We start from the raw sequence: 12,343 nt of genomic DNA, 5'->3' as shown, positions 1-12,343 counted from the left end.
GAACGGGAAAGGATCCGGCATGGGGCGTCTGTCGACGCATGTGCTCGATACGGTCAACGGCAAGCCGGCGGCGGGCGTCGCGATCGCGCTCGACGCGCTGCTGCCGGATGGCGGCCGCAAACGCATCGCCGACGCGGTGACCAACGCCGACGGCCGCACCGATCAGCCTCTGCTCAGCGGCAGGCTACCCGTCGGCAGCTACGAGCTGACCTTCGCCATCGGCGACTATTTCCGCCATCTCGGAACGCCGCTGGCGGACCCCGCCTTCCTCGATCTCGTGCCGATCCGCTTCGCCGTGGCCGAGCCGCAAGGGCATTACCACGTGCCGCTCCTCGCCTCGCCCTGGAGCTATTCGACCTATCGGGGCAGCTGAGACGATCGCCCCTGTTTTCAACGGCTTGCACGCCGCGCCTGAATCTCCGCCGCATGGACTTGAATCGATCGATGAACGCCTCCTCCTATCCGCGCGATCTCGTCGGCTATGGCCGCACCCCGCCGCATCCGCACTGGCCGGGCGAGGCCCGCATCGCCGTGCAGTTCGTGGTCAATTACGAGGAAGGCGGCGAGAACAACATCCTGCATGGCGACGCCGCCTCGGAGGCCTTCCTCTCCGAGATCGTCGGCGCGGCGCCCTGGCCCGGCCAGCGCCACATGAACATGGAGTCGATCTACGAATACGGCGCGCGCGCCGGCTATTGGCGGCTCTGGCGGATGTTCACGGAGCGCAGGCTGCCGGTGACCGTCTTCGCCGTCGCCTCGGCCCTGCAGCGCTATCCCGAGATCGTCGCGTCGATGCGGGAGGCCGGCTGGGAGATCGCCACCCACGGCCTCAAATGGATCGACTACCGCGACGTGCCCGCCGAGACCGAGCGCGCCCATATCCTCGAGGCGATCCGGATCCAGACCGAGCTCGCCGGGGAGCGCCCGCTCGGCTGCTATCAGGGCCGCACCTCTGTCAACACCATTCCGCTCACCATGGCGGAAGGCGGCTTCCTCTACACCGCCGACGTCTATGCCGACGAACTGCCCTATTGGCTCGCAGGCCCGCACGGCCCGCAGCTCGCCGTGCCCTATACGCTCGACGCCAACGACATGCGCTTTGCGACACCGCAGGGCTTCAACAGCGGCGACCAGTTCTTCGCCTACCTCAAGGATTCCTTCGACACGCTCTATGCCGAAGGCGAAAGCGCGCCGAAGATGATGTCGGTCGGCCTGCATTGCCGCCTCGTCGGCCGGCCCGGCCGCGCCGCGGCGCTCGCCCGCTTCCTCGACTACGTCCGGAGCCACGACAAGGTCTGGGTCGCGACCCGGCTCGACATCGCCCGCCATTGGGTGAGGACGCATCCGCCGGAGGGTGGCTATGTGCCCTCGCGCCTGCCGCGGGCGCTGTTCACCGAGGTCTACGGCCGGGTCTGGGAGCACTCGCCCTGGGTCGCGCAGGAGACCCATGCCGCCGGCCTCTCCTCCGCAGAGGACAGCGCGGAGGGCCTGCACGCGGCTATGGTCGCGGTGGTGCGCCAGGCCCCGCGCGACCGGCAGAAGCTGCTGCTCGACGCCCATCCCGACCTCGCCGGCAAGATCGCCGCCGCCGGCGAGCTGACGCCGGAATCGGCGAGCGAGCAGGGCGCGGCCGGGCTCGACCGCCTGAGCAGCGACGAACGCGCCCGCTTCACCGCCCTGAACGAGGCCTACAAGGCGCGCTTCGGCATCCCCTTCATCCTCGCCGTGAAGGGGCTGACGAAGGCGGACATCCTCGCCTCCTTCGAGGAGCGGCTGAAGGGCACGCCGGAGCAGGAGTTCGCCACGGCGCTGGCCCAGGTCGAGAAGATCACGCTGATGAGGCTGCGGGAGCTGCTGCCGGGCGCTTGAAAGAGGACATTCTCGTCATTGCGAGGAGCGAAGCGACGAAGCAATCCAGGAAGGCGTGGAGCGCTGCCGCCCCTGGATTGCTCCGCAGCGCTCCGGAATGAACACGGTCGTGCAGCGGCCCTACAACCCGCTGACCAGATGCCCGCCATCGACCGCGACCACCGCACCGGTCATGTAGCGGCCGGCATCGGAGCAGAGCAGCAGCAGCGGCCCGTCGAGATCGGCGGGCTCGCCGGCGCGCCGCATCGGGATGCGCTTCTTCAGGGCCTCGCCCGCCTCGCTCGCGAAGAGCTCGCGGTTGATGTCGGTGGCGATATAGCCCGGCGCCAGCGCATTGACCCGGATTGCGTGCCGCGCCCATTCCAGCGCCAGCGCCTTGGTCATCTGGATCAGCCCGGCCTTGGAGATCGCATAGGGCGCGACCCGGCCGGCGACGCGCTCGCCGAGGATCGAGGCGATGTTGACGATCGCGCCGCCGCCCTCCCGCCCGGACATGATCCTCGCCGCCGCCTGCGCCGCGAAGAAGCAGCCCTTCAGGTTGACGTCGAGCTGCGCGTCCCATTGCGCTTCGCTCACCGCGAGCGCCTGTTCGGTCTCACCGACGCCGGCATTGTTGACGAGCACGTCGAGCCCGCCGAGCAGCCTGGCCGCCTCGGGGACGCCGAGCTCGATCGCGGCGACCGAACCGACATCGAGCGCGAGCGGCACCACCCGCCCAGGCAGCCCTTCGCAAGCGCGCGCCAGCTCGGCGAGGCGATCGGTCCGGCGCGCCGCGGCGGCGACCAGCGCGCCCTTGCCGGCCAGCAGCCGGGCAAAATGCGCGCCCAGCCCCGACGAGGCGCCCGTCACCAGAATCCGCTTGCCGTTGAGATCGTCGAACATCGGATCCGCCGCCTCCCTGCCCGCCGCAGGGGACACCGCCGCAGGGGAGCGGTCAACCCGGCGGCTTCACGCCGCCTCGCGTGCCTGCGCCGCCCGCTCGATCTCGCCGGCGATCGCGTCGAGCAGCGCCGTCTCGTCGCCGGCAAGGCCTTCCATCGCCGCCATGCGCGCCAGCACGGTCGCCGCGACCTTCTCCTCCACCGTGTCCTCGGCATAGGCGTAGAAGATCGTCGCATGCTGGCCGTCGCGATGGCAGCGGCCCTCGATCTGCTGCAGCTGGATCGCGCTGTGGCGCAGGTCATGGACGACGAGCGCCCGCTCGCGCTCGCCGCCCGGCATCTCGCCCCTGTGCAGCGAGATCGACTCGCTCACGGTGAAGACCACGGCGTCGAGCTTGCCGGTCTGAAAGGCGATCCGGGTCGCCTCATTGGCCTCGCCCGAATGCTCGCCGGTGATCGAGCCGACGCGCCAGCCCTTGCCCGTGAGCTTCTCGGCCAGCATCGCCCCGGTCTCCAGGAAGGCGACCGAGATCGCGACCTGCTCGTCATTCTCCAGCAGGTCCTGGCAGAACTCGGCCGTGCCGGCGGTGCGCAAGAGACTCGCCTTCTGGCGGAAGCGCAGGTCGGCGGCCCAGCCGGCGGGCTTGCGGGTCGAACCGCCGGCGAGGCCCAGCTCGCGCCGGAACTCGCGCCAAGTCGCATCGTAGAGCTTGCGCTCGCCGGCATCGAGCGCGACGGGAGCGAGCTCGCGCTGCACCTCGGGCCAGCCGGCGATTTCCTCCGGCCGGCGACGCAGGCCGATGGCGTTGGCGCCGCGATAGAGCAGATCGGCCATCACCCTGCGGTCGCTCTCGTTCGGTTCCCAGCTCCAGTTCTTCCAGCGCCCCTTGGCCTTGCCGATCCTGAGCCGCTTCATCAGCGCCCGGAAGCCGTCGAGCTCGCCGCCGGGCGCACCCGTCGCCTCGGCGAGCAGCCTGGCGAGATAGGAGAGTTCGTGCGGCGCCTGCCCGGCCGTCGCGCTCATATAGATCGTGAACTCGGCGGCCGCGGCCATCTGCCGGCAGACCAGCCCCTGCTGAGAGTTCGGATTGCGGATGCGATGGGCCTCGTCGATCACCACCAGCGGCCAGACCCGCTTCGGCGTGCCATGCTTGGCGAGCTCGTTGTTCTTCGCCCGCGTCGAACGCTTGTTGCTGGCCGGCGGTGGGGCGAGCAGTGACTTGGTCCGCTCGAAATTCATCAGGGTCAGCTTCTTCGGCGGCAGCCCGGCATGGGCGATGGTACGCCGCCATTGCGGGATCGCGCCCTTCGGGCAGATCACCAGCACCTCCTGCTCCGGCATCGCCGCGAGCGCGAGCCAGGCCGAGAGCGTCTTGCCGAGCCCGGTCAGGTCGCCGAGCAGGAAGCCCGGCCTGCCCGCCGCCCGTGCCGCCAGGATCGCATCGCGCGCCACCAGCTGGTGCGGGTGCGGCACCATGATCTCGGGCGCATCGTTCTTCGCCGGAACCGTCATGCGCGGCGGATCCCGGGCGCCGCGGCAGGCAGGGCCGCGCTCGCCGCCAGCACGTCGGCGCGCTGCAGCTCCTCGATCAGCAATGCGATGAAATTGCTCACGATCCTCGGCAGCTTCCGGCCGGACATGGTGTGGATCTGCAGGCTGCGCGGCGGCAGGTCGCCATCCTTCAGCGGCAGCGCCACGATCGAGCCGTCGCGGATCGAGGCGGCGAAGGAGATCGAGCTTGCGAACATCACGGCGCCGCCCAGTTTGCAGAAATGGCGCAGGCTCGCGACATTGGTCGAGGTCAGCACGGGATCGACGGTCAGCCCCCGTGCCGAGAAATAGATGTCGACGATCTTGCGCACCGTCGCCTCGCTGTCGAGCACCGCGACGGGATGGGCGAAGATGTCCTCGATCCTGACCGAATCGAGCTTGGCCAGCGGGTGATGCGGCGCGACGAAGGCATAGGTCCGCGTCGCGCACTGCCAGTCGATGGCGACGCCGCGCTCGGGCTGCAGCACGAAGGTCAGCCCGAGATCGATCTGGCCGGTGCGGACATGCTCGGTGACCACCGGCGACGGCATCACCTTGACATCGAAGGCCACGTCCGGGTGCTTCCGGCGGAACAGGAAGATCGTCTCCGGGATGAAGCTGACCGCGAAGCCCTCGGTGATCCCCATCCGGATCAGGCCCTTGCTGGCGCTGCGCAATTCGCGGATCTCGCTGACGATCTGCTCGCTCTCCAGCTCGAGCCGCTGGGCATAGGCCGCGAGCGTCTGGCCGGCCTGGGTCAGGATCATGCCGTGCGAGCGCCGCTCGAACAGGGCGGCGTCCAGTTCCTTCTCGAGATTGGTGATCTGTCGGCTCACCGCCGAGGCGGCGACGCGCAGGCGCTGCGCCGCGGCGCTGACCGAGCCGGTCCGCACCACCGCCAGGAAATAGCGCAAGGCCGGTGTCTGCATCGGATTGCAGTACCCGCCCCTTGCCGCTTCGGCAACGATCCTTTCGATTCATTCTTATGGCGGCAAGCACGAAGCTGTGCAGAGTTTGTGGCGCCGGCGTGACGGCGGCTCCGGCCGCCCTGCCGAACGACGCATCGAGGGGAAGACATGCGCTTTTTCGACAAGGCCTCCACGGCCCTGGCCGCGACCATTTTGGCGGCGACCGCCCTTGCGACGCCCGCCTTGGCCCAGAAGGCCGCCAACACCGTCCGCTTCGCCTATGATCAGGCGCCGGAGAGTGTCGATCCGTTCTTCAACAATGTCCGCATCGGCGTGATCATCGGCGCCAATGTCTGGGACACGCTGATCTACCGCGATCCGAACACCAACGAGTACAAGGGCCAGCTCGCCAAGAGCTGGAAGCAGGTCGACGACAAGACCATCGACTTCGAGCTGCGCGAGGGCGTGAAGTTCCACAACGGCGAGGAATTCGACGCCGACGACGTGGTCTACACGCTGAACTTCATCTCCAAGCCCGAGAACAAGGTCGTCACCCAGGGCAACGTCAACTGGATCGCCAAGGCGGAGAAACTGGACAAGTACAAGGTCCGGCTGACCACCAAGGGGGTCTTCCCGGCCGCGATCGAGTATCTCGCCGGCCCGGTGGTGATCCACCCGAACGAGTATTACGAGAAGGTCGGGCCGAAGGGGCAGAACGAGAAGCCGGTCGGCTCCGGGCCCTACAAGGTCACGAACTACGTGCCGGGCAAGTCGATCACGCTCGAGCTCAACAAGGACTACTTCAAGGACTCGCCCAAGCCGCAGCCGAAGGTCGCCAAGGTCGATATCCGCTTCATTCCCGACCGGCAGACCCAGATGGCCGAGATATTGTCGGGCGGCGCCGATCTGATCATGCACGTGCCGAAGGATCAGGCCGACCAGCTCCAGACCGTGCCGACGCTGCAGGTCGTCTCCGGCGAGACGATGCGCATCGTCCTCATGCAGATGAACATCCTCGACGGCACGCCCGCCCCCGCCCTCAAGGACGAGCGCGTGCGCAAGGCGATCATCCACGCCATCGACCGCGAGGCGATGGTCAAGAACATCGTCGGCTCCGGCTCGCGCGTCATCCACACCATCTGCTTCCCCTCGCAGTTCGGCTGCACCGACGAGGGCGCGGCGCGCTACCCTTACGACCCGGCCAAGGCCAAGGCGCTGCTGGCGGAGGCCGGCCATCCCAGCCTGACCATGGACATCGTCGCCTATCGCGAGCGCAACCAGACCGAGGCGCTGATCGGCTACCTCCAGGCCGTCGGCATCAAGACCAATCTGCGCTTCCTGCAATACGCCGCGATGCGCGAGCAGATCGCCACCGGCAAGGCGATGCTGACGCATCAGACCTGGGGCTCCTTCTCGGTCAACGACGTCTCGGCGGCGACGCCGAACTACTTCGCCTTCCGCAGCGAGGACATCACCCGCGACCCGCAGGTCCGCGATTTCCTCGAGAAGGGCAACAACTCGGTCGATCCGGCCGTGCGCAAGGAAGCCTACAAGGCCGGCCTCAAGCTGATCGCCGACAAGGCCTATGCCGTGCCGCTCTATTCGCTGCCGGTCTATTACGTCGCCAGCAAGGACCTCGCCTTCAAGGCCTATCCGGACGAGCTCGTCCGCTTCTGGGAGATGGGCTGGAAGTAAGGGTTCCCTGGCCTTCCAACGAACGGGTCATCCCGGACAAGCCGCGCAGCGGCGCCGATCCTGAACGGTTCAGGCATGGATCCCGGCTCTCCGCTTCGCTCCGGCCGGGATGACTGCTTAGACCTCAGAAACTGAAGGAAGCCCCGGTGCTCGGCTTCATCGTCAAACGGCTCGGCCTGGCGCTGCTCGTCGCGCTCGCCGTCTCGGCCATCGCCTTCTTCCTGCTGCGCCTCTCCGGCGACATCGCGGTCGCGATCGCCGGCGAGGGCGCCCAGCAGGCCGATCTCGACGTCATCCGCAAGACCTACGGCCTCGACCGGCCGCTCGTCGTCCAGTATCTCGACTGGCTGCTGAAGACGCTCTCCGGCGATTTCGGCACCTCGATCTATTTCAAGGCCGACGTCGCCGCGCTCGTCTTCGCCAAGCTGCCGGTGACGCTGATCCTCGGCCTGTCCTCGCTGGCCTTCGCGCTCCTGATCTCGGTCCCGCTCGGCGTGCTCGCCGCGATCTACGCCAATAGCTGGATCGACCGGCTGGCGCTCGCCATCGCCGTCGTCGGCCAGGCATTGCCGAACTTCTTCTTCGCGCTGATCCTGGTGATGCTGTTCTCGATCACGCTGCGCTGGCTGCCGGTCTCCGGCTCCGGCAGCTGGCTGCACTATGTCATGCCGACGATCGCGCTCGGCTACTACATCGCGCCGGCCTTCATGCGCCTGATCCGCGCCGGCATGATCGAGGTGCTCTCGGCCGACTATATCCGCACCGCCCGCGCCAAGGGCCTGTCGTCCTATGCCGTTGTCGTCACCCACGCCTTGCGCAACGCCGCCGTTCCGGTCGTCGCGCTGACGGCGGTGCAGCTCGGCTTCCTGCTCGGGGGCTCGGTGGTGATCGAGACGATCTTCGCGCTCGATGGCCTCGGCTACCTCGCCTATCAGAGCATCACCTACAAGGATTTCCCGGTGATGCAGGTGATCGTCCTGCTGCTCTCGGTCGTCTACGTCCTGCTGACGCTGCTGGCCGACATCGCCAATGCCTGGCTCGATCCGCGCATCAGGGTGAGCTGACGAATGACCGACGCGACCTCCCTCCCCCTCGCCGCAAGCGACGTCACCGGCGGCCGCCGGCTGCTGCGCCGGGCGCTGGCCCAGAAATCCTTCCTGTTCGGCTTCGGCCTGCTCGTGCTGTTCGTGGTGATCGCGCTGCTGGCCCCGGTGCTGGCGCCGCACGATCCCTATCTGCAGAACCTGACGGCGCGGAACATCCCGCCCTTCTGGTACGAGAAGGGCAACTGGCTCCACCCGCTCGGCACCGACCCGCTCGGGCGCGACTATCTCTCCCGCCTGCTCTACGGCGCCCGCATCTCGCTGCTGATCGGCATCAGCGTCGTGATGATCGCCGGGCTCATCGGCACCACCATGGGCCTGCTCGCCGGCTATTTCGGCGGCCGCATCGACATGGCCGTGACCTTCATGGTGACGACCCGTCTCGCCATGCCGGTGATCCTGGTGGCGCTCGCCGTCGTCGCCATCATCGGCTCCTCGCTCTGGATCGTCATCCTGGTGCTCGGCCTGCTGAAATGGGATCGGTTCGCCGTGGTCATGCGCAGCGCGACGCAGCAGGTCCGCTCGCTCGACTACATCACGGCGGCGCAGGCCTCCGGCGCGAGCACGGCCCGCATCATCCTGCGCGAGGTCCTGCCCAACATCGCCCCGCACCTGATCGTGGTGGCGACGCTGGAGGCCGCCAGCGCCATCCTGCTCGAGGCGGCGCTCTCCTTCCTCGGCCTCGGCGTGCAGCCGCCGCTGCCCTCCTGGGGCCTGATGGTCTCCGAGGCCAAGGCCTACATGTTCTTCTCCTTCTGGCTGATCGCCCTGCCCGGCTCGGCGCTCGCCCTGCTGATCTTCGCGATCAACCTCGCGGGCGACGGCCTGCGCGACGTGATCTCGCCCGAGAAGCGCAACTGATCCTGCAACGGAGTGACTATCATGACCCGCGCCAAGGCCATCGCCCATGCGCTCGACTATTTCGACTCCGGCAGCTTCAAGAGCGACCTCGCCCGGCTCGTCGCGATGCCGACCGAGAGCCAGAATCCCGACAGGGCTCCGGTCCTCGCCGAATACCTCGACAGGGAGATGCGCCCGCTGCTGGAGAGCCTCGGCTTCACCTGCCGGACGCTGACCCATCCCAAGGCCAGGGGCCCCTTCCTCTTCGCGGAACGGATCGAGGCCGAAGGCCTGCCGACCATCTTCGGCTACGGCCATGGCGACGTCATCCGCGGCCTCGACGCGCAATGGGCGGAAGGCCTCTCGCCCTGGAAACTCACCGAGCGCGGCGACCGCTGGTACGGCCGCGGCGTCGTCGACAACAAGGGCCAGCACCTGATCAACATCAGCGCGCTGAGATCCGTGCTCGAGACGCGCGGCGGCACGCTCGGCTTCAACGTCAAGTACCTGATCGAGATGGGCGAGGAATGCGGCTCGCCCGGCCTGCGCGAGCTCTGCACCGAGCAGAAGGAGCTGTTCAGATCGGATGTGCTGATCGCCTCCGACGGGCCGCGCCTCAACGCCGAGCGCCCGACCATCTTCCTGGGCGCCCGCGGCGGCGTCACCTTCGACCTCACCATCAACGCCCGCGAGGGCGGCCACCATTCCGGCAACTGGGGCGGCATCCTCTCCGATCCGGCGATCCAGCTCGCCCATGCCATCGCCTCGATCACCTCGCCCACCGGGCAGATCCGCATCCATGAATGGGTGCCGAAGGAGCTGCCGGCGGCCGTGCGCAAGGCCCTCGCCGATTGCGAGATCGACGGCGGCCCCGACGGGCCGACGATTGATCCGAACTGGGGCGAGCCCGGCCTGTCGCCGGCCGAGCAGGTCTTCGGCTGGTGCTCCTTCGACGTGCTGGCGATGAAGTCGGGCGTGCCGGAAACGCCGGTCAACGCCGTGCCGCCGAGCGCCTGGGCCCGCTGCGCCCTGCGCTTCGTCGTCGGCATCGATCCCGACGACGTCATCCCGGCGCTGCAGCGCCACCTCAAGCGCCATGGCTTCGACATGGTCGAGGTCACCAAGGCGCGCGATGCGGTCTTCAATGCGACCCGCCTCGACCCCGAGGATCCCTGGGTCGACTGGGCCCTGGCCTCGCTCGCGAAGAGCACCGGCAAGAAGCCGGCGCTGCTGCCCAATCTCGGCGGCGGCCTGCCGAACGACATCTTCGCCGACATCGTCGGCATGCGCACGATCTGGGTGCCGCATTCCTATCCCGGCTGCTCGCAGCATGCGCCGAACGAGCATGTCCCGGTCGCGATCCCGCGCGAGGCGCTCGGCCTGATGGCCGGGCTCTACTGGGATCTCGGCGAGAGCGACCGGCCGGCGCTCTGAGGGCGCGCCTGCCCGAGCATCCACGTCTTGAACACCGTCCTTGATCAACCGAGACGTGGATGGTCGGGACGAGCCCGACCATGACGCGAATGGCTCACCCGGCCTGCTGCGGCGGCTGATCGCCGTACTCCCGATCGAACACGGCGGCGTCCGGGCGCTGCCGTTCCAGGCTCTCGCGATAGCGCAGGCAGCCGCGCAGGAACGCCGGCCAGGGCGGCACCGCGATCTCGGGGTCGACCTGCTCGGGCAGCAGCCCCCAGAGCTGCGGATGGTGCCAGCAGAGATCGTGCCCGGACGAATCCCGATGGGCGCGGATGCCGGCGCGCAGCCGCCTGACCTCGGCGCGCAACTGCTCGGGCGTCATCTCGCTGAGATCGTCGTCCATGAGGGAACCTCCTATCGGCGCGGCTCCTGCGGCTGGCGCGGATCGCGCAAGGGCGGCAGATCGACCGGTGTCGCCGGCGGTGTCTCGGGCGGGGCGTTCGGCGGCAGCTCCGGCGGCGGGTCGTTCGGCACGCCGATCGGCTCGCTGTCGGGCGGTGTTTCGACCGGCGGCGCCGGCGGTACCTCGCCAGGGGTCATCGGCGGCAGTTCGGGCGGCGGGGTCGGGCTGGTCGGCACGCCACCCGGCGGGCCACCGGCCTGATGGATCATGGTCATCGGCGCACTCCTCATGCCTCTGCGGACAACGCCGGCGCCCTGCGAAGGTTCGCCGGCGGCGACGCGGAACAATGCCGCAGTTCGCCGCTTGGTTGGTCAGGAAACCAGGAATGGAGCAGCGCCATGCCGGAGGACGGAAAGCCGCGGGAGAACCCCGCTCTGCTCGACGAGCGCATCGAGAACGACCCTGTCCGACCCGAGGACGCCTCCGTTCGTCCGGAGGCGGAGGCGCCGATCAGCGATCGCCGGCGGGCCAGCGACGAGACCAATGTCCATGACGCCGGCAGCGATGCCAACGACACCATGGACGGGCTGACGGAGCAGGAGGAGGCCGTGCGCCGGGCCGCCGAGGATATCCCGACGGGCGCAGACCCGGCCGGGCCGACCGAGGCGACACCCGTCTTCGATCGTGCTTCAAAGCCTCCCAAGCTCTGACGCGGGCGGCGCCCTCCGGCCGCCGCATTTCGGCAGGGGACGCTGGATGATCGGAACAGCTCTTGCGCCGCGACTGGCGGCGGCGTTTCTCGCCCTTGCCGGGACGACCGCGGCGGAAGCCGCGGATCTGCTCGCCTGCAGCGGTCCCTTCGCCCCCGACGCCGACGAGGCGGCGCTGATCCGCAGCTTCGGCGCCGCAAACGTCCAGCGCGCGCGGATCGAGATCGGCGAAGGCGAGAAGGTGGCCGGCGCCATCCTGTTTCCGAGGGATCGCAAGCGCCGGCTCGAACTGATCTGGCGCGACGGCAAGAAGCGCCGGCAGCCCGGCACGATCCATATCCGCGAAGGCTCGGCCTGGGCGGTGGCGGGCCCGGCGGGAGAGCGCCTCGCCATCGGCACCGCCCTCGCCGCGGTCGAAGCCGCCAATGGCAGGCCTTTCGGCATCCTCGGCTTCGACTGGGACTATTCCGGCACCGCCGCGGACTGGCGCGGCGGCAAGCTCGCGGGGGCCTTCGGCGGCTGCAGGCTGACGATCCGCTTCGGTTACCCCAAGGGCGCCGACGCCAAGGCGCTCGACCGGCTCTCCGGCGACAGGGAATTCTCCTCCGCCGATCCGGACATGCGTCTCGTCAAGCCGACCGCCTACGAGATCATGCTGTCCTGGCCGGATTGAACTTTCATCCCAGGCTGAAGCCTGATCCAACATGCTCCGTCATTCCGGCCGTAGCGAAGCGCAGCGCCGGACTCCATCGTAGAGCTCGACGCCCTTCGAGGGAGTCCGGAGCTGCGCTGCATTGCAGCTTGTCAGGAATGACGGCGAGCTTCATCGAGAAGCGTGTCACTCCTCGTCTTCTCTTGCGCGTCCGGTTTCGACGAGGATGTCGCGCTTGCCGGCGTGGTTGGCCGGTCCGACGATGCCCTCGTTCTCCATGCGCTCCATGATCGAGGCGGCGCGGTTGTAGCCGATCTGCAGCCGGCGCTGGATGT

General features: G+C 68.5%; 14 protein-coding genes. 8 read left to right on the top strand and 6 right to left on the bottom strand.

The genetic code is table 11. The features are described from left to right. Window positions 1–19 precede the first annotated feature (19 nt). Window positions 20–373, top strand: coding sequence for a hydroxyisourate hydrolase (gene uraH / locus CS1GBM4_RS02215; RefSeq protein ID WP_186417054.1), 354 nt, complete (start codon window positions 20–22; stop codon window positions 371–373). Between the two features lie 71 nt (window positions 374–444). Further along, on the top strand, window positions 445–1,869 hold the full coding sequence (puuE, locus tag CS1GBM4_RS02210; RefSeq protein WP_186417053.1) for an allantoinase PuuE: 1,425 nt from the start codon (window positions 445–447) through the stop codon (window positions 1,867–1,869). A 120-nt stretch (window positions 1,870–1,989) separates the two neighbouring features. On the opposite strand, the gene CS1GBM4_RS02205 is transcribed toward puuE, so the two are convergent. The 3 genes from CS1GBM4_RS02205 to CS1GBM4_RS02195 all read right to left on the bottom strand — a co-directional run bounded on the left by CS1GBM4_RS02205 (window position 1,990) and on the right by CS1GBM4_RS02195 (window position 5,210). Continuing rightward, a complete protein-coding gene (locus CS1GBM4_RS02205; protein WP_186417052.1) occupies window positions 1,990–2,751 on the bottom strand; it encodes an SDR family oxidoreductase in 762 nt (253 codons plus the stop codon). Between the two features lie 66 nt (window positions 2,752–2,817). Then, on the bottom strand, window positions 2,818–4,263 hold the full coding sequence (locus tag CS1GBM4_RS02200) for an SNF2-related protein (protein ID WP_244607002.1): 1,446 nt from the start codon (window positions 4,261–4,263) through the stop codon (window positions 2,818–2,820). Further along, window positions 4,260–5,210: a LysR family transcriptional regulator gene (locus CS1GBM4_RS02195; protein ID WP_186417051.1), complete on the bottom strand. Its 951-nt coding sequence runs from the start codon at window positions 5,208–5,210 to the stop codon at window positions 4,260–4,262. The genes CS1GBM4_RS02200 and CS1GBM4_RS02195 overlap by 4 nt, the downstream gene beginning before the upstream one ends. Before the next feature lie 147 nt (window positions 5,211–5,357). Between CS1GBM4_RS02195 and CS1GBM4_RS02190 the strand changes: the two genes are divergently transcribed. The 4 genes from CS1GBM4_RS02190 (at window position 5,358) to CS1GBM4_RS02175 (ending at window position 10,261) form a co-directional block, all read left to right on the top strand. Beyond that, entirely contained in the window at window positions 5,358–6,884 is a 1,527-nt protein-coding gene (locus CS1GBM4_RS02190; RefSeq protein WP_186417050.1) for an ABC transporter substrate-binding protein, read from the top strand. A 146-nt stretch (window positions 6,885–7,030) separates the two neighbouring features. Continuing rightward, on the top strand, window positions 7,031–7,948 hold the full coding sequence (locus CS1GBM4_RS02185) for an ABC transporter permease (RefSeq protein ID WP_186417049.1): 918 nt from the start codon (window positions 7,031–7,033) through the stop codon (window positions 7,946–7,948). A gap of 3 nt (window positions 7,949–7,951) precedes the next feature. Next, window positions 7,952–8,848 carry an ABC transporter permease gene (locus tag CS1GBM4_RS02180; protein WP_186417048.1) on the top strand — a complete coding sequence of 299 codons (897 nt, stop codon included), beginning with the start codon at window positions 7,952–7,954 and terminating at the stop codon, window positions 8,846–8,848. 21 nt (window positions 8,849–8,869) lie between these two features. Beyond that, a complete protein-coding gene (locus CS1GBM4_RS02175; protein ID WP_186417047.1) occupies window positions 8,870–10,261 on the top strand; it encodes a M20 family metallopeptidase in 1,392 nt (463 codons plus the stop codon). Window positions 10,262–10,355: 94 nt separating this feature from the next. Here the strand turns inward: CS1GBM4_RS02175 and CS1GBM4_RS02170 are convergent, their stop codons facing one another. Together CS1GBM4_RS02170 and CS1GBM4_RS02165 are read right to left on the bottom strand one after the other, a co-directional pair. Continuing rightward, window positions 10,356–10,646, bottom strand: a complete 291-nt coding sequence (locus CS1GBM4_RS02170; protein WP_186417046.1) for a hypothetical protein — start codon at window positions 10,644–10,646, stop codon at window positions 10,356–10,358. Window positions 10,647–10,657: 11 nt separating this feature from the next. Further along, a complete protein-coding gene (locus CS1GBM4_RS02165) occupies window positions 10,658–10,921 on the bottom strand; it encodes a hypothetical protein (protein ID WP_186417045.1) in 264 nt (87 codons plus the stop codon). Between the two features lie 123 nt (window positions 10,922–11,044). On the opposite strand from CS1GBM4_RS02165, the gene CS1GBM4_RS02160 reads away from it, so the two are divergent. Both CS1GBM4_RS02160 and CS1GBM4_RS02155 read left to right on the top strand, forming a co-directional pair. Further along, the gene (locus tag CS1GBM4_RS02160; RefSeq protein WP_186417044.1) at window positions 11,045–11,356 is read left to right on the top strand and encodes a hypothetical protein; all 312 of its coding nucleotides are present in this window, start codon (window positions 11,045–11,047) and stop codon (window positions 11,354–11,356) included. Window positions 11,357–11,402: 46 nt separating this feature from the next. Further along, complete coding sequence (locus CS1GBM4_RS02155) at window positions 11,403–12,029, top strand: hypothetical protein (RefSeq protein ID WP_186417043.1); 627 nt, start codon at window positions 11,403–11,405, stop codon at window positions 12,027–12,029. Window positions 12,030–12,194: 165 nt separating this feature from the next. Here the strand turns inward: CS1GBM4_RS02155 and CS1GBM4_RS24495 are convergent, their stop codons facing one another. Next, complete coding sequence (locus CS1GBM4_RS24495; RefSeq protein ID WP_280177669.1) at window positions 12,195–12,329, bottom strand: DNA translocase FtsK; 135 nt, start codon at window positions 12,327–12,329, stop codon at window positions 12,195–12,197. Between the last annotated feature and the right edge of the window lie 14 nt (window positions 12,330–12,343).

Source organism: Allobosea sp. CS1GBMeth4, assembly GCF_900185715.1.
GTDB lineage: Bacteria > Pseudomonadota > Alphaproteobacteria > Rhizobiales > Beijerinckiaceae > Allobosea.
The sequence above is the reverse complement of the archived record's forward strand: the minus strand, read 5'-3'. Positions and strand labels throughout refer to the sequence as shown.

What these genes read in the sequence shown, in the direction of transcription:
- uraH (WP_186417054.1), top strand. Translation starts at nt 20, where the DNA reads ATGGGGCGTCTGTCGACGCATGTGCTCGATACGGTCAACGGCAAGCCG.
- puuE (WP_186417053.1), top strand. Translation starts at nt 445, where the DNA reads ATGAACGCCTCCTCCTATCCGCGCGATCTCGTCGGCTATGGCCGCACC.
- CS1GBM4_RS02205 (WP_186417052.1), bottom strand. Translation starts at nt 2,751, where the DNA reads ATGTTCGACGATCTCAACGGCAAGCGGATTCTGGTGACGGGCGCCTCG.
- CS1GBM4_RS02200 (WP_244607002.1), bottom strand. Translation starts at nt 4,263, where the DNA reads ATGACGGTTCCGGCGAAGAACGATGCGCCCGAGATCATGGTGCCGCAC.
- CS1GBM4_RS02195 (WP_186417051.1), bottom strand. Translation starts at nt 5,210, where the DNA reads ATGCAGACACCGGCCTTGCGCTATTTCCTGGCGGTGGTGCGGACCGGC.
- CS1GBM4_RS02190 (WP_186417050.1), top strand. Translation starts at nt 5,358, where the DNA reads ATGCGCTTTTTCGACAAGGCCTCCACGGCCCTGGCCGCGACCATTTTG.
- CS1GBM4_RS02180 (WP_186417048.1), top strand. Translation starts at nt 7,952, where the DNA reads ATGACCGACGCGACCTCCCTCCCCCTCGCCGCAAGCGACGTCACCGGC.
- CS1GBM4_RS02175 (WP_186417047.1), top strand. Translation starts at nt 8,870, where the DNA reads ATGACCCGCGCCAAGGCCATCGCCCATGCGCTCGACTATTTCGACTCC.
- CS1GBM4_RS02170 (WP_186417046.1), bottom strand. Translation starts at nt 10,646, where the DNA reads ATGGACGACGATCTCAGCGAGATGACGCCCGAGCAGTTGCGCGCCGAG.
- CS1GBM4_RS02165 (WP_186417045.1), bottom strand. Translation starts at nt 10,921, where the DNA reads ATGACCATGATCCATCAGGCCGGTGGCCCGCCGGGTGGCGTGCCGACC.
- CS1GBM4_RS02160 (WP_186417044.1), top strand. Translation starts at nt 11,045, where the DNA reads ATGCCGGAGGACGGAAAGCCGCGGGAGAACCCCGCTCTGCTCGACGAG.
- CS1GBM4_RS02155 (WP_186417043.1), top strand. Translation starts at nt 11,403, where the DNA reads ATGATCGGAACAGCTCTTGCGCCGCGACTGGCGGCGGCGTTTCTCGCC.